This window comes from Streptomyces sp. MspMP-M5 (assembly GCF_000373585.1).
In the GTDB taxonomy this organism is placed as follows: domain Bacteria; phylum Actinomycetota; class Actinomycetes; order Streptomycetales; family Streptomycetaceae; genus Streptomyces.
Genome location: NZ_KB891853.1, coordinates 636,483 through 661,092 on the forward strand (window position 1 = coordinate 636,483; position 24,610 = coordinate 661,092).

At 71.7% G+C, this 24,610-nt stretch carries 26 protein-coding genes, 1 tRNA gene and 1 pseudogene; 17 read left to right on the forward strand and 11 right to left on the reverse strand.

The features are described from left to right. The first annotated feature begins 54 nt into the window (after window positions 1–54). Both B073_RS0102950 and B073_RS0102955 read left to right on the forward strand, forming a co-directional pair. Complete coding sequence (locus B073_RS0102950; protein ID WP_016572550.1) at window positions 55–354, forward strand: type II toxin-antitoxin system VapB family antitoxin; 300 nt, start codon at window positions 55–57, stop codon at window positions 352–354. Between the two features lie 138 nt (window positions 355–492). Next, complete coding sequence (locus B073_RS0102955; RefSeq protein WP_078507867.1) at window positions 493–1,143, forward strand: LytR C-terminal domain-containing protein; 651 nt, start codon at window positions 493–495, stop codon at window positions 1,141–1,143. A 69-nt stretch (window positions 1,144–1,212) separates the two neighbouring features. Here the strand turns inward: B073_RS0102955 and upp are convergent, their stop codons facing one another. Next, complete coding sequence (gene upp, locus B073_RS0102960; protein WP_018536600.1) at window positions 1,213–1,848, reverse strand: uracil phosphoribosyltransferase; 636 nt, start codon at window positions 1,846–1,848, stop codon at window positions 1,213–1,215. Window positions 1,849–2,066: 218 nt separating this feature from the next. Here upp and B073_RS0102965 point away from each other — a divergent pair, with 218 nt between their 5' ends. The 3 genes from B073_RS0102965 to B073_RS0102975 all read left to right on the forward strand — a co-directional run bounded on the left by B073_RS0102965 (window position 2,067) and on the right by B073_RS0102975 (window position 3,312). Next, window positions 2,067–2,588, forward strand: a complete 522-nt coding sequence (locus B073_RS0102965; protein WP_018536601.1) for a hypothetical protein — start codon at window positions 2,067–2,069, stop codon at window positions 2,586–2,588. Window positions 2,589–2,655: 67 nt separating this feature from the next. Next, complete coding sequence (gene tadA / locus B073_RS0102970) at window positions 2,656–3,156, forward strand: tRNA adenosine(34) deaminase TadA (protein WP_018536602.1); 501 nt, start codon at window positions 2,656–2,658, stop codon at window positions 3,154–3,156. Window positions 3,157–3,224: 68 nt separating this feature from the next. Further along, window positions 3,225–3,312: transfer RNA gene (locus B073_RS0102975), tRNA-Ser, on the forward strand. Window positions 3,313–3,430: 118 nt separating this feature from the next. Here B073_RS0102975 and B073_RS0102980 read toward each other — a convergent pair. From B073_RS0102980 to B073_RS0103000, 5 genes are all read right to left on the reverse strand, one after another. Next, the gene (locus B073_RS0102980; RefSeq protein ID WP_018536603.1) at window positions 3,431–4,606 is read right to left on the reverse strand and encodes a SagB/ThcOx family dehydrogenase; all 1,176 of its coding nucleotides are present in this window, start codon (window positions 4,604–4,606) and stop codon (window positions 3,431–3,433) included. 76 nt (window positions 4,607–4,682) lie between these two features. Continuing rightward, window positions 4,683–6,800 (reverse strand): YcaO-like family protein, encoded by a 2,118-nt coding sequence (locus B073_RS0102985; RefSeq protein ID WP_018536604.1) that lies wholly within the window; start codon window positions 6,798–6,800, stop codon window positions 4,683–4,685. 95 nt (window positions 6,801–6,895) lie between these two features. Next, window positions 6,896–7,015 (reverse strand): azolemycin family RiPP peptide, encoded by a 120-nt coding sequence (locus B073_RS45505; RefSeq protein WP_018536605.1) that lies wholly within the window; start codon window positions 7,013–7,015, stop codon window positions 6,896–6,898. Between the two features lie 403 nt (window positions 7,016–7,418). Next, window positions 7,419–7,901, reverse strand: coding sequence for a hypothetical protein (locus B073_RS0102995; protein ID WP_018536606.1), 483 nt, complete (start codon window positions 7,899–7,901; stop codon window positions 7,419–7,421). Window positions 7,902–7,929: 28 nt separating this feature from the next. Continuing rightward, window positions 7,930–8,709: a DUF2127 domain-containing protein gene (locus B073_RS0103000; RefSeq protein ID WP_018536607.1), complete on the reverse strand. Its 780-nt coding sequence runs from the start codon at window positions 8,707–8,709 to the stop codon at window positions 7,930–7,932. 639 nt (window positions 8,710–9,348) lie between these two features. On the opposite strand from B073_RS0103000, the gene B073_RS47045 reads away from it, so the two are divergent. From B073_RS47045 to B073_RS47520, 5 genes are all read left to right on the forward strand, one after another. Next, the gene (locus tag B073_RS47045; protein ID WP_018536608.1) at window positions 9,349–9,513 is read left to right on the forward strand and encodes a hypothetical protein; all 165 of its coding nucleotides are present in this window, start codon (window positions 9,349–9,351) and stop codon (window positions 9,511–9,513) included. Window positions 9,514–9,609: 96 nt separating this feature from the next. Continuing rightward, a complete protein-coding gene (locus tag B073_RS0103010; protein WP_018536609.1) occupies window positions 9,610–9,903 on the forward strand; it encodes a Dabb family protein in 294 nt (97 codons plus the stop codon). A gap of 247 nt (window positions 9,904–10,150) precedes the next feature. Beyond that, window positions 10,151–10,960, forward strand: a complete 810-nt coding sequence (locus tag B073_RS0103015) for an RNA polymerase sigma factor SigF (RefSeq protein ID WP_026246998.1) — start codon at window positions 10,151–10,153, stop codon at window positions 10,958–10,960. 190 nt (window positions 10,961–11,150) lie between these two features. Further along, on the forward strand, window positions 11,151–11,990 hold the full coding sequence (locus B073_RS0103020; protein WP_026246999.1) for an RNA polymerase sigma factor SigF: 840 nt from the start codon (window positions 11,151–11,153) through the stop codon (window positions 11,988–11,990). Between the two features lie 605 nt (window positions 11,991–12,595). Continuing rightward, on the forward strand, window positions 12,596–13,012 hold the full coding sequence (locus tag B073_RS47520) for a hypothetical protein (RefSeq protein WP_234024974.1): 417 nt from the start codon (window positions 12,596–12,598) through the stop codon (window positions 13,010–13,012). Window positions 13,013–13,084: 72 nt separating this feature from the next. Here B073_RS47520 and B073_RS38970 read toward each other — a convergent pair. The 3 genes and pseudogenes from B073_RS38970 to B073_RS0103040 all read right to left on the reverse strand — a co-directional run. Next, window positions 13,085–13,618: pseudogene (locus B073_RS38970) on the reverse strand (GntR family transcriptional regulator); the annotation flags it as partial. A 169-nt stretch (window positions 13,619–13,787) separates the two neighbouring features. Then, complete coding sequence (locus B073_RS49210; RefSeq protein WP_018536614.1) at window positions 13,788–14,027, reverse strand: DUF397 domain-containing protein; 240 nt, start codon at window positions 14,025–14,027, stop codon at window positions 13,788–13,790. Continuing rightward, window positions 14,024–14,893, reverse strand: a complete 870-nt coding sequence (locus B073_RS0103040) for a helix-turn-helix domain-containing protein (RefSeq protein ID WP_078507868.1) — start codon at window positions 14,891–14,893, stop codon at window positions 14,024–14,026. The genes B073_RS49210 and B073_RS0103040 overlap by 4 nt, the downstream gene beginning before the upstream one ends. A 411-nt stretch (window positions 14,894–15,304) precedes the next feature. On the opposite strand from B073_RS0103040, the gene B073_RS47525 reads away from it, so the two are divergent. The 3 genes from B073_RS47525 (at window position 15,305) to B073_RS0103055 (ending at window position 16,473) form a co-directional block, all read left to right on the forward strand. Continuing rightward, a complete protein-coding gene (locus tag B073_RS47525; RefSeq protein ID WP_018536616.1) occupies window positions 15,305–15,469 on the forward strand; it encodes a hypothetical protein in 165 nt (54 codons plus the stop codon). Window positions 15,470–15,477: 8 nt separating this feature from the next. Next, window positions 15,478–15,819, forward strand: coding sequence for a hypothetical protein (locus B073_RS0103050; RefSeq protein WP_037810792.1), 342 nt, complete (start codon window positions 15,478–15,480; stop codon window positions 15,817–15,819). Window positions 15,820–15,996: 177 nt separating this feature from the next. Next, window positions 15,997–16,473 (forward strand): VOC family protein, encoded by a 477-nt coding sequence (locus tag B073_RS0103055; RefSeq protein WP_018536618.1) that lies wholly within the window; start codon window positions 15,997–15,999, stop codon window positions 16,471–16,473. Window positions 16,474–16,888: 415 nt separating this feature from the next. On the opposite strand, the gene B073_RS0103060 is transcribed toward B073_RS0103055, so the two are convergent. Further along, window positions 16,889–17,107, reverse strand: a complete 219-nt coding sequence (locus B073_RS0103060; RefSeq protein WP_018536619.1) for a hypothetical protein — start codon at window positions 17,105–17,107, stop codon at window positions 16,889–16,891. Between the two features lie 520 nt (window positions 17,108–17,627). Between B073_RS0103060 and B073_RS0103065 the strand changes: the two genes are divergently transcribed. The 3 genes from B073_RS0103065 (at window position 17,628) to B073_RS0103075 (ending at window position 21,899) form a co-directional block, all read left to right on the forward strand. After that, window positions 17,628–18,113, forward strand: a complete 486-nt coding sequence (locus B073_RS0103065) for a MarR family winged helix-turn-helix transcriptional regulator (RefSeq protein WP_037810794.1) — start codon at window positions 17,628–17,630, stop codon at window positions 18,111–18,113. Between the two features lie 55 nt (window positions 18,114–18,168). Further along, window positions 18,169–20,754 carry an MFS transporter gene (locus tag B073_RS0103070; protein WP_026247001.1) on the forward strand — a complete coding sequence of 862 codons (2,586 nt, stop codon included), beginning with the start codon at window positions 18,169–18,171 and terminating at the stop codon, window positions 20,752–20,754. A gap of 302 nt (window positions 20,755–21,056) precedes the next feature. After that, the gene (locus B073_RS0103075; RefSeq protein WP_026247002.1) at window positions 21,057–21,899 is read left to right on the forward strand and encodes a YceI family protein; all 843 of its coding nucleotides are present in this window, start codon (window positions 21,057–21,059) and stop codon (window positions 21,897–21,899) included. A gap of 112 nt (window positions 21,900–22,011) precedes the next feature. Here the strand turns inward: B073_RS0103075 and B073_RS0103080 are convergent, their stop codons facing one another. Then, a complete protein-coding gene (locus B073_RS0103080) occupies window positions 22,012–22,839 on the reverse strand; it encodes a TrmB family transcriptional regulator (protein WP_037810673.1) in 828 nt (275 codons plus the stop codon). A 475-nt stretch (window positions 22,840–23,314) separates the two neighbouring features. Here B073_RS0103080 and B073_RS0103085 point away from each other — a divergent pair, with 475 nt between their 5' ends. After that, the gene (locus tag B073_RS0103085; RefSeq protein ID WP_420706418.1) at window positions 23,315–24,598 is read left to right on the forward strand and encodes a S53 family peptidase; all 1,284 of its coding nucleotides are present in this window, start codon (window positions 23,315–23,317) and stop codon (window positions 24,596–24,598) included. Window positions 24,599–24,610: the final 12 nt, after the last annotated feature.

A 24,610-nucleotide genomic window follows, 5' to 3' on the forward strand; every position in this document is an offset into this window, starting at 1 on the left:
TGCTCCGCCGCCTCGCGGCTGCGCCCGGTGCCTCCAGCCCGGTAGGCTTTCCGTGTGATCTTCAAGCGCATCGGAAATGGGCGGCCGTACCCCGACCACGGCCGGGAGAGCACCCGCCAGTGGGCGGACGTCGCCCCGCGCCCGGTACGCCTCGACCAGTTGGTGACCACCAAGCAGCAGCTCGACCTGGAGACGCTGCTCGCCGAGGACTCCACGTTCTACGGCGACCTCTTCGCGCACGTCGTGAAGTGGGAGGGCGACCTCTATCTGGAGGACGGCCTGCACCGCGCGGTCCGCGCGGCGCTCCAGCAGCGCCAGGTGCTGCACGCCCGCGTCCTCGAACTCGACAACTGACGGCCGTCCGCCGCAGACCCGACATCCCGGCACCATCCCGGCCAATGACGCCACTCGAATTGGCCCACTCGGGTTTCCCTCACACAACGCACTGATCATCTAGTAGGCACGGCAGACGCCCCGCACTACGCTGCGGCCATGAGCATGCTGACGCCTCCAGGCATGGGCGGTAAGTACCGCATCACAGGCGACAGGTACCCGCGGATGCGCCGCCCCCGTCATCGCCGCCGCATCGTCCTCGGCATCGTGGCCGGCGCCTGCGTCCTCGGGCTGATCGGCTGGGGAACCCTGCAGCTCATCGACGTCTTCGGCGGCAAGGGCAGTACGGCCCAGGCCGCGCAGGACAAGAGACATTGCCCGCCCGGCGGCACGGCCGGCCATGCCCAGGCCGCCCCGCCGGCCGCGAAACCGCCCGCCCCGGCGTCCCTCACCGTGAACGTCTACAACGCCACCGACCGCGCCGGACTCGCCAGGCGCACCGCCGACGAGCTCCAGAAGCGCGGCTTCAAGATCGGAAAGGTGGGCAACGCCCCGGCCGCCTACGACAAGAAGGTCAAGGGCACCGGCATACTCCTGGGCCCCGGCTCTGCCACCGCCGGCCCGCTGCGGGTCCTGGCCACCCAGCTCGCCGGCGCCCAGCAGAAGACCGACGGCCGGCAGACGCCCGACCTCGACCTGGTCATCGGCGAAGGCTTCCAGGCGCTCGCCACCCCGCAGGAGGCCGCCAAGGCCCTCGCCCGGCTGAACCGCCCGGCCCCGGGCCGGTCCCCGGCCGCCACCACCTGCTGATCACCCCGGCCGATCACCACAAGGGCCCCGCACCGTCACCCGATGCGGGGCCCTTGTGTCATGCCTTCCTCAGCCGGCCGTGCCGTACATCCGGTCGCCGGCGTCGCCCAGGCCCGGGACGATGTAGCGGTCCTCGTTCAGCCGCTCGTCGACGGCGGCGGTGACCACCGTCACCGGCGTGCCGGCCAGCTCGCGCTCCATGACCTCGACGCCCTCGGGCGCGGCCAGCAGGCAGATCGCGGTGACGTCGTCCGCGCCGCGCTTGATCAGTTCCCGGATCGCCGCGACCAGCGTGCCGCCGGTGGCCAGCATCGGGTCGACGACGTAGACCTGGCGCCCCGACAGGTCGTCGGGCATCCGGGTGGCGTAGGTGTGCGCCTCGTAGGTCTCCTCGTTGCGGACCATGCCCATGAAGCCGACCTCGGCGGTGGGCAGCAGCCGGACCATGCCGTCCAGCATGCCCAGTCCGGCCCGCAGGATCGGCACGACCATGGGCCTGGGGTGCGACAGCCGCACGCCGGTGGTCGCCGTCACCGGCGTCTCGATGTCGACCTGCTCGGTACGCACATCACGGGTGGCCTCGTAGGCGAGCAGGGTGACCAGCTCGTCGGCGAGCCGCCGGAAGGTGGGGGAGTCGGTGCGCTTGTCGCGCAGAGTGGTGAGTTTGTGCGCCACCAGCGGGTGGTCGACGACGTGGATCCGCATGACATCGACACTAACCGAGCCGCGCGGCCCCAGCGCCCGCCGTGCGCCGCCCACGCTCCGGCACGTGAGCGACATCTCTCACAACGTCCGCACGACGCAGCGTCGAAGACGGCGCGCGGACGCGATGTTTCTGCCACGATTCCGAAGGGGCGGGAAGCAGCGGCGTGCAGCGCCGCCCCGCCCGGCCCGGCACGCCTCTGACCAGTGGGAGAGTCACGGTGTACTTCGCCGCACTGCTCGCGCGCACCGAAGACGGGTGGGAAGCGAGCGATACAGAGCTCGACGATGTGGAAGCGCTGACCGATCTGGCCGACCTGGCCCGAGAGGCAGCGGTCGAAGACGACACGGTGGTGGTCCTCATCGAGCAGGAGGACGCCTGGTTCGGCATCATCCGCGTCGACGGCGAGGAGGACCCGCGGGTCTTCGTCTCCAACGCCGCGGTGGCCGCCAGGAGCTCGTACGGCGCGATGCTGACCGACGAGCTCCTCGGCCGCGACGACAGCGCTGCCGACGACCTCGACAGCCTCGACCTGGACGGCACCGAGGACGGCGAACCCGAAGCGGAGCACGACGTGGACGACGAGGCCGAGGTCACCACGGTGAGCGGTCCGCTCGGCGACCGGGGTCTGCTGAGCGACCTCGGCGTCACCGAGAAGGAACTCCTCACCCTCGACGGCGACGCCCTCGGCGCGATCGCCGACGCCCTGGGCTGCACGGACCTCCTGGAAGCCGTGCGCTGAGCCCTCCCCGCCGGGCCCGTGTCCCGCCCCTGGGCCCGGCCCCGGCCGTGTCCCCGACACTGGGGGCATGACCGTCCCCCCTTCCGCCCCTCTGCCCCCCGCCGCGCCCGACCCGCTGCGCGACCCCTGGATCGCGCCGATGCGCCAGGCGCTGGCGGAGGCCGCCCACGCCCCCGGGACCGGTGACGTCCCGGTGGGTGCCGTCGTGCTGTCCGCCGACGGCACGGTCCTGGGCTCCGGCCGCAACGAACGCGAGGCCACCGGCGACCCCACCGCGCACGCCGAGGTCCTGGCCCTGCGCGCGGCGGCGGCGGCCGTGGGCGCATGGCGGCTCACCGGCTGCACCCTCGTCGTCACCCTCGAACCCTGCACGATGTGCGCCGGCGCGATCGTCCTGTCCCGCGTCGACCGGGTCGTCTACGGCGCCCGCGACGCCAAGGCCGGGGCCGTCGGCTCCCTGTGGGACGTGGTCCGCGACCGCCGGCTGAACCATCGCCCCGAGGTCGTCACCGGCGTCCTGGAGGCCGACTGCGCGGCGCTGCTCACCGCGTTCTTCCGCGACCTCTGACCCCGCGCGGGCCTCCGCACGGCAATCCGATTTCGGCGCACGGGGCCCTTTGGGCTAAGCTCTCTCTCGGTAGCGTGTCCGAGCGGCCGAAGGAGCTCGCCTCGAAAGCGAGTGTGGCGCAAGTCACCGAGGGTTCAAATCCCTCCGCTACCGCCAGAGACACCCCCCTGATCTACGGAAACGCAGATCAGGGGGGTGTTGTGCGTGTTGCTGCGGGCTGCCCCGTGTGCTGCGTGTTGCCGTACCGAGGCGTCGGCTGACGGTGAGTCAGGCGTCAAGGGGCGAGGGGGGTGACCTCGGGGGCGGTCAACGGGCTTGTGGGGAGGCCGAGGGCCATGTTGCCGACGTGGGTGAGCGGGGCGTGGCGGGGCGGCGGGAGGAAGGGGGCGGTGAACGGGGCCTCCATGCGGCCGGTGAGGCAGGAGGCCAGGCCCAGGTCCGTGGCGGTCAGGGAGAGGGTCTGCATCAGGCAGCCGGTGTCGCGGTAGATGAGGCTCAGGGCCATGCCCTCGTATTTCCAGGTGGTGCGGGCCGCCACGGAGGCGAGGCAGAGGCTGGCCGGGGGCGCGGCCTCCAGCAGCGCGGGGTCGGTGACGGTGCGCTGCTGGAAGGCGGCCAGTTCGTCGGTCCAGGGAGCGAGCCGGTGCAGGGCGTGGGTGAACGGGTCGTAGTGGTAGGCGCCGGCGGCCAGGCCGTCGACGGTCCGGGCCAGGAGGTAGATCTCCAGGCTGTGGCGGGCGCCGCCGGAGGGCGCCGGGCGCTGGGTCTGCTGGTACGCCCGCGGCGCCAGGTGGCCGCGGACCCGTGCGGCGCGGGCCAGCAGGGCGGCGAGCAGGGGCAGCGGAACGGGGTCGGGCGCGTAGCCGCGGACGCTGCGGCGCGCGGCCAGGACGTCGGCCAGCGGGCGGCTGGGGGCGTCCGCGCCGTCGGGCAGGGCGATCACCGCGTCGGCTTCGGGGTGGTGCAGGCGGGCCGGCGGCGGGGTGCCCCGGCCGGCCGTGGCCACCGGGCCGAGGCCCGATCGGGCGTGGACGGCGCGCTCGTACGGGGTCCAGCCGGGAGCGTCGGAGTCGGCGGGGCCGGAGTCGGCCGCGCTCTCCTCCGGGGTCTCCGGGCCGCTGCGGCGGAGGATGCCGGCCGCGGTGAGCCGGGTCAGCAGCCGGCGGATGTCGCCGCCGGGGGCCGAGTCCCGCCAGCGGTCGCGGAGTTGGGCCGCGGTCTGCGGGTGGTCGAGCTGGTTGAGGAGGTCGACGAGGGCGGGCTTGGCGGCGAACTTCCGCCGGCTGCCGCAGTCCACGAGCACCGGGCCGCCGCCGTCGGCCCACTCCAGCAGCAGGTCGGGGTTGCGGCGGTAGCGGCACAGGTCGTCCTCGGGGGCGGCATGCGGGGCGTGCGGGGTGTGTGGACCCTGCGGAGCATTCGGGGCGTTGCGGACCGTGGTCTCGTCCATGGGCTGGTTCCCGCCCTCCGGGTGGTCGTCGGCGGTCGAGGGGTGGTCGGCGGCGGTCGGGGGATGCCGGCGGGCGTCACAGGAACGGCAGCGGCCACGGGTTGAGTTGGTCCTCCGTCAGAGCCGTCGCGCGGACGCCCATCGCGACCGGGGCCTGGAAGACCCGGGGGCCGCCGCGCCGGTGGAAGTCGCTGCGGAGGGTGAGCGGGCACAGGCCGGGGACCACCGTGCGGACCACGCTGACCCCGCATTCGGCGACGTCGATGGGGGTGAGGTCGACGGCGATCGCCTCGTGGCCGCGGGCGGCGAGCCGGCGGACCGCCTCGCCGACGTCGTCCCGGAGGCCGCCGGCCGGCCGGGCCGCGGGCAGCGGGTGCCGCGGTCCGTCGTTCCAGAAGGCAAGGTGGTGCTGCCGCTCGGGCGCGCAGTAGTAGAGGCAGAATTCGCTCAGGCTGCTCAACGCGGCGTCCGCGGGCGGCACTTCGCCCTCTTGGAGCCAGATGCCGGCGCCGGTCCGGCACAGACACGCCTCCTCCAGGGCGCCCAGCAGCGCGGTGTGCGGGTCGAGGTCGGCGCGGGCGGCGTGGACGACGACGGGCCGCCGGGCGGTGCCCTCGGCGATGCGTACCGCGACGGCCGGGATGCCCAGGTCGGTGGTGAGGTCCTTGCAGGTGACGGTGGCGCCCTCGGCGGTGAGCCGGTCGACGATGCGGCGGGCGGGCCCGTCGGGGAGGCCCGAGAGGTCGAGGCTGGGCAGGGTGAGCCGGTTCTCCCAGAAGACCAGGGTGGCGTCGCGTTCGACGCTCTCCATCAGGCCGCCGAGGACGGCGTGGTGGTACGAGCCGCCGGCCGCCAGCCCGGTGGAGATCGGGTCGAACCACGGCTTGTGGGCGCGCGGGAAGCGGTAGGGCAGGTAGACGGCGCAGGCCGGGACGTACCGCGGGTGGCCGGTGGTCAGGGACGTCCCCGCCACCCAGTCGATCGCCACGTCGGGGTCGAAGGGCGCGTAACGGCGCTGTGCGGCGTACTCGTCGGCGGAGCCCAGCGGCAGGTCGCGCGGGTCGACGGCCGCGTCGCCGAGGTCCGCGAGGGTGGCGCGGACGAGCCGGTCGGGGTCGTACACCCCGGCCGCGTACCGCTCCATGGTCTCGCCCACCGCGCAGACCCGGGCGTTGACGGGATCGCTCTTCACCGCCCCGCCGCGGGCCTCGGCGGCCACCGGGGAGAACCACGTGGTGGTGATCGTTCCGGCGGTCCGCGCGTAGGTGGTGCCGCCGGCCGGCTCGTCCACCCGCAGTTCGGGCACCAGCCCGGTCAGCGGGTCGACCGCGCCGCGCATCAGCCGCCAGCTCTCCCGGGGGTCGACGGCGGCTGTCTCGTCCCGTTTGGGCGGTACGGCGGCGGTGCCGCACGCGGGGCAGCCGGGGGTGTGGAACAGGGTGTGCGAGGTGCGTTCCCAGGTGGCGTGGTCGAGTTCGGTCAGTTCGGGGAGCCCGGTGGGCGCCTCGGGGGCGGCGAGCGCGGTGAGCACCGCGTGGGCCACCGCTCCGGCCGCGACGGCCGTGGTCGGCCATGCCTCGCTCTCCGCCGCGCCCAGCAACAGGTCCAGCGGCAGGCCGGCCACCGGCTGCCAGGTGTGGTTGGCCCGGATTCGGCGCACCAGGCAGACGGGGCAGGGGGTGCGCGGTGGGGTGAGGGTGGCGAGCAGCAGCCGGTTCGGGGTGCTCAGATACGTCACCAGGGGCGTGCCGCGGTCGAGGACCAGGGCAGTCCAGCGCCGCAGTTCGTCCTCGGGCAGGCCCAACGGGAGGACAGCGGCGGCGGGTTGGCCGGACCCGTCGGCCGGTGTGGTCCGCAGCCCCGCCCGGGTGAGGAGGTTGACGACCTCGGTGGCGAGCGGGCCGGTCCCGGCGACCGCGACCGGACGGTGGGACCGGTCGGCGCCGTCCCCGTAGAGCGGGTGCGGCAGTCGCCCGTCCCCGGGGTGGGCCAGGCCGCGGGCGCGCAGCCCCTTGGCCACCCGCTCGGGCACCGCGTCGAGGGCCACCGTCCCGTGTTCCGCGTCGTCGGTGGGCAGCTGGACGGGGACCCGCAGGGTGCCGGTGCCGGCGCAGACGTAGAGGTGCGCGCCGCGGGCGACGAGCCGGACGTCGCGGCGGAGGGTGAGCGGGGAGGTGGGCCGGGAGGTTTCCAATGCTGTCCGCCTTCTCGGAGCCGTGGGCCGTGGGTGGGGCGCGGAAGTGCCTCCCGGCCGGCTCGTCAGACCCGGCCGGGAGGCACGCCGTGTCGTTACTCCGCCGACTCCGACTCGTCGTATTCGGTGACGAAACAGAGGCAGCTGTGGCCGGCGAAAGCCGTCTCCGACTCCGGAATGGCCATCTCCTCGAACAGCTCGTCTTCCTCGGTCATGCGGATTCCCCTTTCCGTGGATTTCTCGGTTACCCGTGAGGCACACGCCCGCCAACGCTTCGGGCGAGCACTCGGAATCCATTGCGACGGATTACCGCAATCCCCGTCAAGAAAAAGCCTACGAAATGACTCGATGCCTTGTTAGCACGGCAGTGCGACGGAATCCCCGACGTCCGGTTTTCACTGCTGATCTGCGGCTTCCCGAAACAGACGGAACGGCTCACGGCGGCCCCGGCCGACGCAAGCGCGCGAACCGGCCCCGGGTCACCGACCAGCCCTTTCCGGTCACCGCGGAATCGCCGGGGGATTCCGAACGGAAAACGAAAACGGGGCGGCCGGAGCCTTTGCAGGCCCCGGCCGCCCCGCAGAGCACGGACGGCACGGACGGAATTGGCGCGATCCGTCAGCCCCGGCGGCGGAAAGCCTTCCGGATGAAGTGCACGATCAGCCAGATCAGCAGGATCACGATGGCGATGATCACCACGATGATCACGATCAGGAAGATGCCGAGCTTCTTGAAGAAGCCCATCTTCTTTTTCTTCGGCTTGTCGTGGGACGTGAAGGACGTCTGGTGCGTGAGGTGGTGGTGGCTGCTGCTGTGCCGCAGCTTCATGGCGGCCGCGGGGGCCGCCTCGGTGCGCACGGCGGCGGTGTCCGCGGCGGCCGTCCGGGCGCCCGGCGCGGACTGCGCGGCGGCCACGGCGGCGGGGCGGCCCGCGGCGGCGTCGGCCAGGCCGGCGGCGGCCGCCGGACCGGCCGCGGCGGCCAACAGGCCGAACAGCAGCGCCAGCACGACCGCCGGACGGCGGCGCGCGACGGCCCGGCGGCCGGACGCCTGCGGCGAACCGGACTGCCGGTGCGCGGAGTTCATGAGTGTGGAGCGCATGGGTCGCTTTCCCCCTTGTACGGTGCGTTCAGCCATTATGGGCGGCTGCGGGTACCCCGGCGGACGTCTCGACCTCCAGCAGGGAGGCGCTCTGCCGCTCCTCCTCGAAGGCCGCCCGGCCGCCCCGCAGCCCGAACAGCCGCTTGGCGACCGCGATATAGAGGACCGCGAGGATGTTCACGACCAGGGTGGCGATCTTGAGCCAGCTGACCTTCTCGGTGAGCTCGTAGATCTCCAGCGGCAGGAACGCGGCGGTCGCCACCACCGTCAGGTACTCCGCCCAGCGCTTGGCCCGCCACAGGCCGACGCCCTCGACGATCTCCACCAGTGCGTACAGCAGCAGCGCCCCGGCCACCAGCATCAGGGTGGAGTGCTGGTAGCCGAAGGTCTTGCGGATGGTGTCGACGACCGGAGAGTGGTCCAGGTCGTAGTGGAAGTGGGCGGCCACCGGGCGGACCACGTCCAGGTTCTTGTCGAAGAACTGGCGGACCGCGTCCTGGCTGTTGCTGAACTGCCACACGGCGATCGCCGCCAGCACGATGAAGACGCCGCGCACCGCCCGCTCCACGGCCAGGAACCGCAGGAGGAACAGGTCCCGCAGGACCTTGCCGCGCGGGACCAGCGGGGCCTCGGCCGCCGGGCCGGAGCCGTGCGGCTCGCCGAGCACGAAGTCGCCGCAGCGCAGACAGCGCCAGGCCGTGCCGAGGGCCGTCCCGGCGTGCAGTTTCGCCCGGAGGTGCTCCTCGTCCGGAAGGTAGGTGATGTGCCCGCGCCGCGCGCAGGTGCGCCGGTTCCAGTCGATTTTCATCGTTGGAGCCCTGTTTTCCTCTCGTCGTCCCGCGCGGGCCGTTCCGTCGCGGCGGTCGCCGCCGCGGCGTGGACCCACGCTCCGTGCCGGCTGATTGTCGCGTACATGCGCAATCCGTCGGCGGACGGGGATGCCTTACGAGGAGAGGGACGAGAAGAAGAGGCCCGAGGTTGCCGGAAGTCGGCACGGAGCGGTGGCGCGCGCCCGGCGCACGGGGCACGGCGGCGCAAAACGGGGGAATTGGACGAGGGAGGCGGGCCCGGGGGACGGACCGCCTCCCCCGATGAGAACCGGGCCTCGACGCCCACGGCGCGCGGCCAGGGGGAGCACGCGGCGCGGACCCGCAGTGAGGCCCTGTTCCGGGGCCCCGCGGATTCCTGCCAGATCCGCCGGGCCTCGTGCCTCCATCCTGCCGCCCGCGGACCGCCCCAACGGCCAGGCGAAGGGCCCTCCTTGGCGGGCCTTTGGTCCATAAACCCCGTGTGAAGGGCAGGGCCTGACGGGCCGCGACACCTCCCCGCTCGAACACCTGTGGTTACACTCGCCCGACCGCACCGGGAGCCGGGGCGGCCGCCGGGCCCGCGCGCCCGGGGATGCCACACGGACGCTGGAAACCTGCCGCAGGGGGAGACGGAACTGATGGCGACAGCGAAGAAAGTCGCGTTGTACGCGATCGTCGTCTTCGTGCTCTGGACGATCATCGCCACCCCCAAGCGGGCCGCCGGGCTCGTCCAGATAGGCTTCGAGGGCATCTCGACCGCCGCGCAGAGCGTCGGCGAGTTCATGACCCAGCTGATCAGCTAGGGCGCTCCTTCCTCCACGGGGATCCGTCAGAAGCGCCCTAGGTCCCAGTCGGCCCACCGGACCGGCTGCGCATCGTCCCGCCGCACGGAGGCCGCAGTGATCCGCCACCTGGTCCTGTTCAAGCTCAACGACGGCGTCTCGCGCGACGAGGAGAGGGTGCAGGCCGGCGTCCGCGCCTTCGCCGCACTGGAGAAGGAGATCCCGGAACTGGCGTTCTGGGAATGCGCCTGGAACATCACCGACCGCCCGATCGCCTACGACTTCGCGATCAACTCCGCCGTCGCCGACACCGACGCCCTCCAGCGGTACCTCGAGCACCCGGCCCACCAGGCGGCTGCCGCCCAGTGGCGCGAATTCGCCACCTGGGTGATCGCCGACTACGAGGTCTGACGGACGGCGCCGGCCGCGCCCCCGCAGCCACTCCAGCCCCCCGCCGCGCAGGCGGGGGCTTCGCCATGCGCCCGCGCCCCCGCCGCGCCCCCTCCCGGACAAGCCCCGTACGCCGCCAACTCTCTCTTCAACACGGCGTTATGAGGTGCTTGCACACAGTGCACATGTCTTGTGATGCTATGACCGCTTTTGCCGGATACATGCGATACGCGAAACATGCTGCGACAAATGCACTGTGAAGGGTGGCGTGACCGTGACGGCCCGTACTGCGCCCAAGGCCCCTGGCCGCGAGAGCCGTAGCGCGGACACCCGGGCGCTGACGCAGGTGCTCTTCGCCGAGCTGGCGGGCCTGGAACCCGGAACCCCCGAGCACTCCCGCGTCCGTGCCGCACTGATCGAGGCCAACCTCCCGCTGGTCCGCTACGCGGCCGCCCGCTTCCGCAGCCGCAACGAGCCGATGGAGGACGTGATCCAGGTCGGCACCATCGGCCTGATCAACGCCATCGACCGGTTCGACCCGGAGCGCGGCGTCCAGTTCCCGACCTTCGCCATGCCCACCGTCGTCGGCGAGATCAAGCGCTACTTCCGGGACAACGTCCGCACCGTCCACGTCCCGCGCCGCCTCCACGAACTGTGGGTGCAGGTCAACGGCGCCACCGAGGACCTCACGGTGCTGCACGGCCGCTCCCCCACCACCGCGGAGATCGCCGAGCGGCTGAAGATCGGCGAGGACGAGGTGCTGGCCTGTCTGGAGGCCGGCCGCTCCTACCACGCCACTTCCCTGGAGGCCGCACAGGAGGGCGACGGCCTGCCCGGCCTGCTGGACCGCCTCGGCTACGAGGACCCCGAGCTGGCCGGCGTCGAGCACCGGGACCTCGTCCGGCACCTGCTCGTCCAGCTCCCGGAACGCGAGCAACGCATCCTTCTGCTCCGTTACTACAGCAATCTGACGCAGTCCCAGATCAGTGCGGAGCTCGGGGTTTCGCAGATGCACGTCTCGCGGCTACTGTCGCGGAGCTTCGCCCGGCTGCGATCCGCAAACAGGATCGACGCCTAACCGGCACGGGCGACTCGTTCCTGCACAGATATGTCGACAAGGCGCTACAGCGCGTTGCCGACATGTGACATTCTGCAGGAACCGCGTTTGCCGTGGTGCTGCCTCCGGTATTCAGGTGGAGGTATACCTCCTCGGTCCGCCCTGGGCCGGGGACGCCGCAGCGACCCGTCCGCGACCTCAAGGGGGTGGCATGTCCGTAGAACTGGGCAGCTCGAAGGTGCTTCCCGCGATTCCCGCGCCGGCACCACACGTGCATGACGACGTCGACGCCATCAACACCCGCTCGCTCTCCCGGTCCCTGTTCCTGCGGCTCGCCACGCTCGACAAGGACTCCACGGAGCGCGCGTACGTGCGCGACACACTCATCGAACTCAACCTCCCGCTCGTGCGGTACGCCGCCGCGCGCTTCCGCAGCCGCAACGAGCCGATGGAGGACATCGTCCAGGTCGGCACCATCGGCCTGATCAAGGCCATCGACCGTTTCGACTGCGAACGCGGGGTGGAATTCCCGACGTTCGCGATGCCGACGGTGGTCGGCGAGATCAAGCGCTTCTTCCGCGACACGTCCTGGTCCGTGCGCGTCCCGCGCCGCCTCCAGGAGCTCCGGCTGGCCCTCACCAAGGCCAGCGACGAGCTCTCCCAGAAGCTCGACCGCTCCCCGACGGTGCCCGAACTCGCCCTGTGCCTCGGGGTGTCGGAGGAGGACGTCGTCGACGGCCTGGCGGTGGGCAACGCCTACACCGCCTCCTCGCTCGACTCCCCCTCCCCGGAGGACGACGGCGGCGAGGGCTCCCTCGCGGACCGCCTCGGCTACGAGGACAGCGCCCTGGAGGGCGTCGAGTACCGCGAGTCCCTCAAGCCGCTTCTGGCCAAACTCCCGCCCCGCGAGCGCCAGATCATCATGCTCCGGTTCTTCGCCAACATGACGCAGTCCCAGATCGGCGAGGAGGTCGGCATCTCCCAGATGCACGTCTCCCGACTGCTCACCCGCACACTGGCACAACTCCGGGAAGGGCTGATCTCGGACTGAGGAACGGTCCGCCGAGGGACAGCCGTTCCGGGTCGCTCGGCGGACAGCAAAGAGAGACGGCCCCGCACTGCCGTGACCCCCTCGCCCGGCCACCGGCCGGCCCACACCCCCCCGCACCACCCTTCACACTTGACGTTCCGTCAGCAACACTGGCCCCCGGCTACCGCTGGAGGTGCTCCACGATGCGACGGACGACGACTGCGGTCTCCGCCTCGGCGGCCGTACTCTGCCTGGGCGTTCTCCTCACCGGCTGCGGCAACGCACCCCGATCGGGCTACGCAGCGGTGGGCCCGGCGGGCCCTTCCGACGGCACCGCCCCGACCAGATCCGCGACCCCGCCGGGCACCGTCGAACTGAGCCCCTTGGACGGCGACGGCACCGGAAACGGCCCTCCCGGCACCTCCGACGGCTCCGGCCCCTCCGGTGCGCCCGGCACGGGCCCTTCCGGGGGCACAACCGGCAGCGCCGCCTCCGGCACCGGCACCGCCACCCCACCGGCCTCGTCCACCCAACCCGGCTCATCCGGCGCGTCCGACTCATCCGGCTCGTCCGCAGGGTCCTCCACGGGGTCCTCAGCGGGGTCCTCCGCGGGCCAGGACGGCGGAGTGCCGGATCCCAACGCCCCGTCCGCGCCCGGTGGTTCGCCCGGCCCGCGACCCGGCGGAGGCGCCACGCCCGAGCCGCCCTCCCCCACCATCCCCGCCGGTCCGCACGCCCCCACCGGCCTCGTCGTCGGCAAGCCCGTCCTCGCCGGCACCGACGTCCGCTGGTGCCAGCGGATCACCATCGCTTTCCTCAACACCGGCAACCACCCGGTCACCACCGGCACCGTCACCTTCGGCACCCACGTCATAGGCGCCCTCGGCATCGACTGGGCGACCCTCGAGTCCACCCACCCCCTCCCGCTCCCCCTCACCCCCGGCAAACCGGCTACGGGCCACTGGCGCATATGCGTGGACGCCTGGCGCGTGCCGCTGGGGATGCACCTCGATACACGGGACGCGACGTTCAAGTGGAAATGACGGGGCGAGCGCAGGCACCGCCGAGGCCGCGTCCGTCAGCGGCGAACACCTCCCGGACGCTCACCGCCTCCGCTACGCCTCGACGTCGTATTCGAGTACGTACGCAGCCGAGTCCAGGATCATCTCGTTGACTTCCACGGGACGTCCGCCGTCCGCAAAAGCGGTGCGGGCGATCACGATTACGGGCGTGCCCATGCCGAGGCCGAGCCCGTCCGCCTCGTCGTGCGAGGGCATCCGGCAGCGGATCTCTTCCCGGAAGTGAACGGGCTCGTAGCCGAGTTCAGCCAGGCGTGCGTAGATTCCGCCGGGTCCGGTGTCCTCTTGAGTGATCGCCGAGCCTGCCACCAGGCCGGCGGGAAGGAAGCTCGTGGCCAGCAGCACCGGCTTGCCTTCGAGGACAAACCGGCGACTGCGCACGCAAGCCGGTTCGTCCGGATCGATACCGAGCACGTTCGCGATGGCCGCGGACGCCGGCGCTTCGGTGACGGCGACCTCATCGACGACCAGTTCCCGGTCGCCGGTGTCAGCCGACCAGATGGAGCGGCCCATTCCCCACTGCTCTTGGGCGAGCCGCTGAACGCCCCGCCGCCGCAACGGCTGGAAGTTGTCCTTGGCTGTCATACGCCCTCCTCTCGCTCACCGCGGCCCGCTACGACAGCGCCTCGTCCAGATGCTCGCGGGCATTGACCAGGGGCGGCCACCGCCTCATCCCTGGGCCCCGAAGCGAACGGTTCCGTGGTTACGGAGCCGCTCGCCTCAGCGGTCCGCACGCGGGTCAGCCCGAGGGGAACTCCCCACGGCGCACGGCGGACACAAACGGCGACCAGCCGTCCGCGGAGAAGGTCAGAGCAGGTCCGCCGGCGTCCTTGGAGTCCCGGACCGCGATCCTGCCGAGGGTCACACGCAGGTCTGCGACCTGCACGCACTGGCTCTCATTGGCGACGCTGTATGAGGACTTGACCCACTGGGCACCTGCAATGTCGGTGGCGCACCCTACGTGCCGCACGTTGGTCACTTGCGCATTCCTTCCAGGTATTCCTCCAGTTTGTCCCGCGTCTCCTCTGCGGGAAGTGCGAGATCGACGCCCTGCTGGAAGACGCTTTCCATGGACGTGATCTGTTCCGGCCCTTCCAGGTGGTTGCCGCCCAGAGGGTTATCAAGGGAGGCGACCGGCGTCCAGGGGTGCCGAAAGGCCAAGATTGTGACAGCGCCGCTGCCACTCAGCGCAGGGTGGACGGTCAGGGGCACGAGTTGAAGCGTGATGTTCGGTGCTTCGGCCAGGTCCAAGAGGCGGCGGACCTGATCACGCATCACGGCCGGCCCGCCATCGCACTCCGCGTGGAGAGCCGATTCCGGAATCAGTGCATGGACGGTCACCGGCGGGTCCGTGCGGGCCAGCACTTCCTGACGTGCTATCCGCACGTTGACAAGCATTTCGGCTCGTTCGCGCGAGAACGTTGGCAGCGACTTCGCCATGAGTTCACGAACGTAGCCGGGGGACTGGAAGAGCCCGGGAATGACGGCTGGGTGATACATCTTGATCGCCGTGGCCTCGGCCTCCAACTCGATGTAGTCCAAGTATGCCTGGCTGAACCTTCCGATGTACGGCGCCCACCAGCCAGTACCGGGCGGCGTCTCCGCCGCGCGGGCCAGCTCGTCCACGGCTGCGGCATCGTCGACGGCGTACGCGTCGGCCAGTTTGTGGACCTCGTCGGCGGACACCCGATACAGACCGCGTTCAACTCGGCTCAGGCGTGTCGCATCCCATCCCATGAGGCGTGCAGCGGCCTGGGTTTGGAGTCCACGAGCCATCCGGTATCGACGCAGGAGACCGCCAACTCTGCGCCGCGCAACAGTCGGTGTCGCTCGCTTCTGCGTCATGGGCGCAGTCTGGCACGCCCCCAACGCGTCGCGCGATCGAACAACTATCTAGTCTTTTGGCACCCCTTGGCTTCTCTTGCGCGAGTACCGCCAATAGGAGCATGCTCTGGTGTGACGCAGCGCACCATCGCGATGACTGAGCGATGCGGCGTGGCATGGCATGCCCGCCTCTGCTGCCACAAACAAGACCCCCGCGACGTCGGTTGGTAGCCGGGACGTCCGGGGGCATGGCCGTATCCCTGGGAGGACAACGACATGAGCGAGCCTATCCGACGGCTCTTCGAACTGCTGCTGTGCCGGTTACTGCCCGGACGGGGCTGCCATCGGGCGGCAGGGCCCTTTCCCGTCGCAGGGCGGGAAGTCGCAACGACCGTACGCCCGGCGTGCGTACGCGAGCGCGTACCTGTCCGCATGCTGCGCGGCGAGGACACCCCGCTCGTGCGCCCGTACGTCCTTACGCCGGCGGAACGGCGGGAGCGGCGCTTGCGGCGGGAGCGGCGGCGGGTGCTGTGGCTGGCAGTGCACGGCATCGACGTGGGCCCGCGCTGGATCCACGGGATGAAGGTGGCGGCGTGACGAACCCCATGGACGGAGCGCGGCTGCTGCCGTGGACCAGCTGGGAGGGGAAGCCGTGCTACCTCCTCAACGGAGACGGGAGCGGGACCGGGAGCGGATACGTTTCCCGTCTCGCCGACCGGGTCGAGGCAGAGCAGATTTCCTCGGCGGCCGAACTCATCGAGGATTCGGGCCGCATCCTGGCGGACCGGACGTGGACTCCCGGCGAAATCCACCTGCTGGCCGTCGAGTTGCACCATCACCTGGGCCAGGTGCATCGGGTAGCGAAGAGTCGGGGAGCCCGCCTGCGGCTACTGGAGGGCGACCTCGACGTGGCCGACAGCGAGGGCGACGGCCCGTCCGTCACGTAGAGCGGGGTGGGGCTCTGTGTAGCTCCCCACCCGAATGGCGATGATTCCGGGGCCGCGCGACGGTCGATACAGAGAGTCGACGAGGAGAACGGCCGCGCTGCCCGTTCGGACCGGCCGCCACGACCGACGACCGCCGACCGCCGTCCGGCCATCCGGCCCCACCACCAGGAGTGCGCCATGCCGAAAATCACCCCCAACCTCTGGTTCGACACCCAGGGTGTGGAGGCCGCCGAGTTCTACTGCTCGGTCTTCCCCAACTCGAAGATCAGGAACATCACGCACTACACCGAGGCCGGCCCGCGCCCGGCCGGCACCGTGCTGACCGTCGAGTTCGAGCTGGACGGTCAGGAATTCGTCGCGATCAACGGCGGCCCGCAGTTCACCTTCGACGAGGCGATCTCGCTCGCCGTCACCTGCGCCGATCAGAAGGAGATCGACTACTACTGGGCCAGGCTCTCCGAGGGCGGCGAGGAGGGCCCGTGCGGCTGGCTCAAGGACAGGTTCGGTCTGTCCTGGCAGATCGTCCCGGAGGGGATGGCCGATTTCCTCCAGGATGCGGACCAGGCCCGCGCGACCCGCGCGATGCAGGCCGTGCTGGGGATGAAGAAGCTGGATCTGGCCGCGCTGCGGGCCGCTGCCGACGGCAAGGCGTAAGAGGGCTGTAGGGCCATGGCGTCATAGCGCCGTAGCGCCGTAGCGCCGTAGCGCCGTAGCGCCGTAGCGCCGTAGCGCCGTAGCGCCGTTGGGCTGGATATCCGGAGATCCAGCGCGCGTTGCCCCGCCCTCGGAGGTCCGCTCCCATGTGGGGCGGCGGGGCAGGGCGATGCCGCGCATGGCGTGTGCCGTCGTGCGGCAGCCGTGCGGTAGCCGTGCGCGCTCTTGTGCAGGTGCTGGTGCTGATGCAGGTGCGGGCGGCTGACGGGTAGTCAGGCGATGTTTGCCGGACGGCCGGCATGCGGCGTCCACCGGGCCGGGTCCAGCGAGCGGCGCCCGCCGGGCGGCGCCGGCCCGAAGGATCGTCGAGCGTCCGACAGCCGCGGACGACCCGTCGCCCGCCCCCGGCGGCTCGTCAGCCCAGGGCCAGCCAGGCGGCGCCGGCGACCACCACGAGGGCGACTATCACGCCGACGATCAGGCCGACGCGCGGGCCGCTCGACGCCTGCTGGGGCGCGGGGGCGCGGCCGGCGCTTTGCCGGGTGCCGCGTTCGTCGACGAAGGCTTGGAACATCTGCGTGCTGCCCGCCGGGTCGTAGTTGCCCTCGGCCTGGTTCTGCGGGTTGGTCGCCATGGGGAAGGACCCTAGCGAAACCCGGGCCGGGTGGCATCCCTGGGGCGCGTATCCTCCGCGGGCGTGCGCGGGCGCGCGGCAGAAGCGGTCCGTACGGAGCAGATACAGAGCACCTGCGGAGTGCCTACGGGGTGCCCACGGAGTGCCATGCGCCGGCCACTGAACGCAGCTGCGGCGCCTACGGAATGCGGAGTGACGCGTACATGGCGTGAAGGGCAGGGTGGGCACGAGGGGTGGGGCGGCACAAAGGCCGCGTACGTCAGCACGTCAGCATGTCTGCGCTTCCGCCTGCCCGCGCGTCGCGGGGTGCTCTTCGTCGAGCCTGCGTCACCTACCGCATTGACCGGCGTCTTTACGCGGCGAGGCGGCGGTATTGGATTAGTCGTGACTCAGACTTTGCGGTCTCCATACCATGGGCGTCGCCAAATCGTTTGCCTTCAGCAACCAACTTTGCTTATGGTTGCCCCAAGCAACAAAACAACCGCGTAGGTTGCGCAGGTGAAGAGGCGTGGAGGAGCCGGTGGCCGCTCACAGTCAGTACGAAGAGCTGGCCCGGCAACTCAGCGCCATCGGGGCCGTCAAGCGGGAGATGGGGCGGATGCTGCCCCAGGACTGCCCGCCGGCGTCGGCCGGGGTGCTCACGCTCCTCGACCGGCACGGCGAGATGCGGATGAGCCAGCTGGCCGAGCTGCTCGCGATCGACATGTCGGTGACCAGCCGGCATGTCGCCCATGTCGCTGAGCGCGGCTGGATCGCGCGCGAGCCCGATCCGGTGGACAAGCGGTCGCGGCTGCTGCGGCTGACCCCGAGCGGCCGGGCGGTCCTGGCGGAGCTCGCCGAGCGCTACACCCAGACGCTCGCCCGGTACTTGGACGACTGGACCGACACCGACGTCGGGCACCTCATCGAGCTGCTCGCCAGGCTCCGTACGAGCTTCGGCGACTGCCGTATCCGGGCGGCACATCACGAATCCCCCGCCGCCACCCGCACCCACGCGGCCGGGTGAGAAGCGAAGCAAGTGAAGCAAGTGAAGCAAGCGAGCGAAGGAAGTTAAGAACCACATGGCTACGACCTCACCAGCAGGTGTGCGGGGCGGGCATGCCAAGCATGGGGGCGGCCACGGCGCTTCCCATGACGGCCCTATGACGCACCGTCAGATCATGGAGGCGCTGTCCGGGCTGCTGCTCGGCATGTTCGTCGCCATCCTGTCGTCGACGATCGTCTCCAACGCGCTGCCGCACATCATCCATGACCTGGGCGGCGGCCAGAGCGCGTACACCTGGGTCGTCACCGCGGCGCTGCTGGCGATGACCGCGACCACGCCGCTGTGGGGCAAGCTCTCCGACCTGTTCAGCAAGAAGCTGCTGGTGCAGGTGGCGCTCGTCATCTATGTCGGTGGGTCGGTCGTCGCCGGGCTGTCGCAGAACACCGGGATGCTGATCGCCTGCCGCGTGGTGCAGGGCATCGGCGTGGGCGGTCTGTCCGCACTGGCCCAGATCGTCATGGCCGCGATGATCTCCCCGCGGGAGCGCGGGCGTTACAGCGGCTACCTGGGTGCGACCTTCGCGGTCGCGACCGTCGGCGGGCCGCTGCTCGGCGGCGTCATCACCGACACCAGCTGGCTCGGCTGGCGCTGGTGCTTCTACGTCGGTGTGCCGTTCGCGGTGATCGCGCTGATCGTGCTGCAGAAGACCCTGAAGCTCCCGGTGGTCAAGCGCGAGGGCGTCAAGGTCGACTGGGCCGGCTCGTTCTTCATCGCCGCCGCGGTGACCCTGCTGCTGGTGTGGGTCACGCTGGCCGGCAAGAACTACGACTGGATCTCCTGGCAGACCTTCGCCATGGTCGGCGGCGCGGTGCTGCTCGCGGTCGTCTTCGTGATCGTGGAGACCAAGGCCGAGGAGCCGCTGATCCCGCTGCGGCTGTTCCGCAACAAGACGATCACCCTGGCGACCATCGCCTCGATGTTCGTCGGCGTCGGGATGTACAGCGGCACGGTCTTCTTCTCGCAGTACTTCCAGCTGGCCGAGGGCAAGACCCCGACGATGTCCGGCGTCATGACCATTCCGATGGTGATGGGCCTGTTCCTGTCGTCGATGGTCTCCGGCCAGATCATCACCCGCACCGGGCGCTGGAAGGTCTTCCTCGTCAGCGGCGGTGTGCTGCTCACCGCGGGCCTCGGCCTGCTGGGCACGCTGCGCGCGGACACCCCGTACTGGCATGCCGCGATCTACATGGCGCTGATGGGCCTCGGCGTCGGCATGATGATGCAGAACCTCGTCCTGGCGACCCAGAACCAGGTGGCGCCCCAGGACATCGGCTCCGCCAGTTCGCTGGTGACCTTCTTCCGTACCCTCGGTGGTGCGGTGGGCGTCTCGGCGCTCGGCGCGGCGCTCGCCAACCGCGTCACGCACTATGTGACCGACGGTCTGACGGCCCTCGGCCCGAAGGCCGCCGCGGCGGCGAGCCACGGCGGCAGCAGCGACGGCATTCCCGACCTGTCGACGCTGCCGGCCCCGATCCGGTCGATCATGGAGGACGCGTACGGGCACGGTGTCGGTGATGTCTTCCTCTACGCGGCTCCGTTCGCCCTTCTCGCCCTGATCATCACCCTGTTCATCAAGGAGGTCGCCTTGCGCAGCAAGTCCGGTTCGGAGCGCGCCCTCGCCGGAGACGGCGACGGCGCGGCGTCCCAGGCCCCCGCGGCCGCCCCGGCCCCGGCGGCCGCCGCTTCCGTCGAGGAGCGCGAACCCGCCCTGGTCGGTGCCGCCCCCTCCATATCCGACGACGACGATCTGCACACCCCCTCCTGGGCCAAGGCGGCCCCGGCGGCCCAGCCCCTGGCGGCGTACGCGTCGGCCGGCGGCGGGGACGCCACCCCGACCGGTTCCGCGGTCCACGGCTTCGTCCGCAACGCCGACGGCCACCCGGTGGCCCGCTCCGCGGTCACGCTGATCTCGCTCGGCGGGCGGCAGTTGGGCCGCTCGGTCGCCCAGGCCGACGGCTCGTACGCGCTGCAGGCCCCCGGTGCCGGCTCCTACGTCCTGATCGCGGCGGCCGACGGCCACCAGCCGCAGGCGTCCACGGTCGTCGTCGGCGACCAGCCGCTCGGCTACGACATCCTGCTCAGCGGCACCAGCGGCCTGACCGGCCTGGTCCGCAGCGCGGTCACCGGCGAGCCGGTGGGCGGCGCGATGGTCGTCGTCACCGACGTCCGCGGCGAGGTGCTGGCCACCGGCCTGACCGGCCCGGAAGGTGCCTTCTCCTTCGGTGAACTGGCCCCTGGCGCCTACACCGTGGCGGTCAACGCGGCCGACTACCGGCCCGCCGCCCAGCCCGTCGAGATCGGCGGCCAGGGCACCACCCGGACCGAGATCGAGCTGCTGTCCGGCGCCCGGGTGCAGGGTGTCGTGCGGGCCGGGGCCGACCGCGCCCCGCTGGCCGACGCCCGGGTCACCCTGGTCGACGCGGCGGGCAACGTGGTGGCCACCGCCACCACCGGTACGGACGGCGCCTACGCCTTCACCGACCTGGACGCCGGCGACTACACGGTCATCGCCAGCGGCTACCCGCCGGTCGCCGCCGGCCTGGCCATCGACGCCACCGGCGTGGACGGCTACGACGTCCAGCTCGCCCACCCCGGGGACTGAGCCGGACGGAAGACCCCGGGCCGGGGCGCGCGTTGAGCGGAGACGCGCCCCGGCCCGGCCCCCGGACTCCGGCAGCGGCGCTGCGCACAGGCAGGGGACGGCCTGCACGCCGCCGCCGGAGTCCGACACCTCCGCCGGCCGGCCGGGGAACGGTACGCACCAGGGCCGGACCGGGGGCATCGGGCGCACCGGGCCCGCGCGGCCCGACGGACCACACGCTCACACGGACACACGCACGGACAGGCCCGGCACCCACCCCACCACTCGGGCGGGCGCCGGCACTGAACGGGAGAGGCACGTACATGACTTCGACGGGCGCGGCAGCTGCGGGAGTACGGGCGCAGGTCCGCACGCGGGACGGCTGGGCGGTACAGCACGCCGTGCTGACCGTCACCGACATGACGGGCGCGCAGGTGCTGCGCGCGGCCGCCGACGAGGACGGGGCGGTGCGCAGCGCGGAGCCGCTGGCCGCCGGCCCCTACACGGTCATCGTGACCGCCGTCGGCTACGCACCGGTCGCCTCCAGCGCGATCGTCACGGCCAGCGGGCGGATGGACGTCGGCACCGTCGTCCTGGCGCGCCAGGGCGGGGTGGAGCTCCCGCCGCCCGGGCCCTGGACCATCGACCCCATGCACTCCACGGTGGCGGCGGTCGCCCAGCACCTGGGCATCTCCAGCGTGCACGGCCGCTTCACCGAGTTCAGCGGCCGGATCGACATCTCCGAGGACCTGGCGAAGTCCCGGGTGGAGGCGGTCATCAAGGCCGCGTCGATCGACACCGGCAACGGCATGCGCGACGGGCACCTGCGCAACGAGGACTTCCTCAACGTCGAGGTCTACCCGCAGATCACCTACCGCAGCACCGGTCTCGCACCGGCCGGCCCGGACCGCTGGACGGTGCACGGCGACCTCTCCCTGCACGGCGTGGTCCGCCCGGTCGACCTCGACCTCAGCTACCTCGGCACCGGCCCGGACCCGTGGGGCGGGGTCCGCGCCGCGTTCCGCGCCACCGCCGAACTGCGGCGCGAGGACTTCAAGATGAACTACAACCAGGTGGTGGCCGCCGGCATCGCGGCCATCGGCACCACCCTCAAGGTCGAACTGGACATCCAGGCCGTCCAGGGCGACAGCCTGCCCATGGCGTGAGCGTGCGCGTGACCGCGTGAAGGGGCGGGCCCGGCGACCTCGTGCGCCGAGCCCGCCCCTTTCCGCTGCCCGAGGACTGCCCGGGGCTGCCCGGGATCGCCCGCGCTACCGCCTACGGCTGCAGGACCTCGCGCGGCTCCGGGGCCGTGGCCGCGCTCTCCCAGACCGTCAGGAAGGCCAGCCGCAGACACGCCGCGAGGGCCGGGTGCTCGATGACCAGCGCGGTGGTGGAGTCGGCGCCGGCCACCGGGTCGGGCATGTCGCACAGCACCAACGACGCGTCGGCGATGACGAGTTTGAGCGGCAGGTCGGCGGTGAAACGGGCCTCCTCGCCGGCCGCCGCGAAGCTGCGGACGTTGGCGAGCATGCCGGCGTCCTCCAGGGCGCCGGAGCTGTAGATGGCGCGGACGGTGCCGCCGGCCCGGTGCAGCCGGCGGGCGGCCTCGATGCCCTCGGCGTTCTCGGCCGGGGCGACGAACGGCGGTTTGCAGAAGCTCAGCAGCTCCCGGCGGGCCTGCCGCTGGATGTCGGCGAACCGCTCGGCGATGGCCGTCGGGTCGCGCAGGATCTCCACGTAGTCGAGCGGGTCGTCGTGCCGGCGCCCGTCCGCCCACAGCGGCTGCAGCGCCGTGGCCAGGCTGCCGGAGGCGCGCTCCAGCCGTTCCAGGGACTCGCGTTGCAGTGACACCAGCCGGGCGACGGCGAGTTCGGGGGCGACGGCCGAGTACGTCGCCACCCGTCCGGGACGCGCCTGGGCGAGCCGGCGCCGTACGAGCGCGTCCAGTACGTCGTAGACGCGCTGGCGCGGCACGTCCGCCTCGCGGGCGACCTCGGCGGCCGTGTACGACTCCCGCCTGATCAGGGCGAGATAGACCCGCGCCTCGTAACGGGCGAGTCCCAGCGCGACGAGATTGCCGACCGCGTCCTCTTCCAACTCCATGAGGCAAGAAGGTAGCGGGCCGGGAGGACGGCCGGACCGGCGCCCCGGGGGGCCACTGTGCGGGGACCAGAAGAAGGCTTTGCCGTAACCCGGTGTCCATTTGACGGAGCGTTCACTACTTTCAAAGAGTCACCACTGACCGGGGTGGCACTCATCGAGCGCACGTGCGCGACGCACCGCCGGAGCCCTGCGAAGTCCACGGGGGGCCGGACGTCTTGCCCGTGACATGCATGTTCGCCCTGCGGGGGCAGAACCACCAGAACCGTCCCGCGCTCGGCGAGATGACATGTCCTTGACATTGACGCCCGGGCCGCGCGGCTCCGCGCTCCGCTCCCGGAACCACCCGGCACCACGGCACCACCGCACCCCCCACATCCATCCCCACACCCCACTCCCCACACCCCACAACCGGCGCTCGCGGTACGCCGGCGCCGGCTTCCCCCTCTCCCCCACGGAGGTCACTTCCTTGTCTTCCCTGCGCAAGAGCACCGTGGACGGCCAAAGAGCAGACCGCACCGGAGGGTTGGCGCGCCGCGGCGTCCCGGCCCTGCTCTCGGCGGCCACCCTCGTCATCGGCGGCCTGATCGCCGCCGTCCCGGCGGGCGCCGCCCCGGCCCCGGCCGCCGCCCCGCACGCGTCCGGCTCCGCCGCCGTCCCTACCCACCGCCTGTGCGCCGAGCCGGCCAAGCCCGGCTACATGGCCTGCAACGCGGTGGCCCGTACGGACGTCAAGCAGAGCCTGGCCCTCGGTCGCCATATCAAGCCGTCCGGCCTCGGCCCCGCGGACCTGCAGAGCGCCTACAAGCTGCCCAAGACCGGCGGCTCCGGCCAGACCGTCGCGATCGTCGACGCCAACGACGACCCCAACGCCGAGAAGGACCTGGCCACCTACCGCAAGCAGTACGGCCTGCCGGAGTGCACCACCGCCAACGGCTGCTTCAAGAAGGTCGACCAGAACGGCGGCACCAAGTACCCGGCGCCGGACTCCGGTTGGGCCGGTGAGATATCCCTCGACGTCGACATGGTCAGCGCCGCCTGCCCGCAGTGCCACATCCTGCTGGTCGAGGCGAACAGCGCCAACATGGACGACCTGGGCGCGGCGGTGAACCGCGCGGTCACCATGGGCGCCAAGTTCGTCTCCAACAGCTACGGCGGCTCCGAGGAGTCGGCCGACACCACCTCGGACGCGAAGTACTTCAAGCACCCGGGCGTGGCGATCACCGTCAGCTCCGGTGACAGCGGCTACGGCGTCGAGTACCCGGCGGCCTCGCAGTACGTCACCGCGGTCGGCGGCACCTCACTGAAGAAGGACAGCAGCACGCGCGGCTGGAGCGAGTCGGTCTGGGGCACCAAGGCGGGCGGCGAGGGCGCCGGCTCCGGCTGCTCCCAGTACGACGCCAAGCCGTCCTGGCAGAAGGACACCGGCTGCGCCAAGCGCGCCGTGGCGGACGTCGCCGCGGTCGCCGACCCGGCCACCGGCCTCGCGGTCTACGACAGTTACCAGGCCAGCGGCTGGAACGTCTACGGCGGCACCAGCGCCTCGTCCCCGTTCATCGCCGGCGTCTACGCCCTCGCGGGCGCCCCGGGTTCGTCCGACACCCCGGCCTCGTACCCGTACACCCACGCCTCCGCGCTGAACGACATCACCAGCGGCGCCAACGGCTCCTGCTCGCCGTCGTACCTGTGCACCGCGGGCAAGGGCTACGACGGCCCGACCGGCCTCGGCACCCCGAACGGCACCGCGGCCTTCACCAAGTAACCACCCCGACGG

Coding starts and splice junctions, on each gene's coding strand:
- B073_RS0102955 (WP_078507867.1), top strand. CDS start 493: ATGAGCATGCTGACGCCTCCAGGCATGGGCGGTAAGTACCGCATCACA.
- B073_RS0103040 (WP_078507868.1), bottom strand. CDS start 14,893: ATGACGCAGAAGCGAGCGACACCGACTGTTGCGCGGCGCAGAGTTGGC.
- B073_RS0102980 (WP_018536603.1), bottom strand. CDS start 4,606: ATGGACGAGACCACGGTCCGCAACGCCCCGAATGCTCCGCAGGGTCCA.
- B073_RS0103000 (WP_018536607.1), bottom strand. CDS start 8,709: ATGAAAATCGACTGGAACCGGCGCACCTGCGCGCGGCGCGGGCACATC.
- B073_RS0103055 (WP_018536618.1), top strand. CDS start 15,997: ATGCCGAAAATCACCCCCAACCTCTGGTTCGACACCCAGGGTGTGGAG.
- B073_RS0103060 (WP_018536619.1), bottom strand. CDS start 17,107: ATGGCGACCAACCCGCAGAACCAGGCCGAGGGCAACTACGACCCGGCG.
- B073_RS0103070 (WP_026247001.1), top strand. CDS start 18,169: ATGGCTACGACCTCACCAGCAGGTGTGCGGGGCGGGCATGCCAAGCAT.
- B073_RS0102995 (WP_018536606.1), bottom strand. CDS start 7,901: ATGCGCTCCACACTCATGAACTCCGCGCACCGGCAGTCCGGTTCGCCG.
- B073_RS0103080 (WP_037810673.1), bottom strand. CDS start 22,839: ATGGAGTTGGAAGAGGACGCGGTCGGCAATCTCGTCGCGCTGGGACTC.
- B073_RS47045 (WP_018536608.1), top strand. CDS start 9,349: ATGGCGACAGCGAAGAAAGTCGCGTTGTACGCGATCGTCGTCTTCGTG.
- B073_RS0103020 (WP_026246999.1), top strand. CDS start 11,151: ATGTCCGTAGAACTGGGCAGCTCGAAGGTGCTTCCCGCGATTCCCGCG.
- B073_RS47525 (WP_018536616.1), top strand. CDS start 15,305: ATGCTGCGCGGCGAGGACACCCCGCTCGTGCGCCCGTACGTCCTTACG.
- B073_RS0103075 (WP_026247002.1), top strand. CDS start 21,057: ATGACTTCGACGGGCGCGGCAGCTGCGGGAGTACGGGCGCAGGTCCGC.
- B073_RS45505 (WP_018536605.1), bottom strand. CDS start 7,015: ATGACCGAGGAAGACGAGCTGTTCGAGGAGATGGCCATTCCGGAGTCG.
- upp (WP_018536600.1), bottom strand. CDS start 1,848: ATGCGGATCCACGTCGTCGACCACCCGCTGGTGGCGCACAAACTCACC.
- B073_RS0103050 (WP_037810792.1), top strand. CDS start 15,478: ATGGACGGAGCGCGGCTGCTGCCGTGGACCAGCTGGGAGGGGAAGCCG.
- tadA (WP_018536602.1), top strand. CDS start 2,656: ATGACCGTCCCCCCTTCCGCCCCTCTGCCCCCCGCCGCGCCCGACCCG.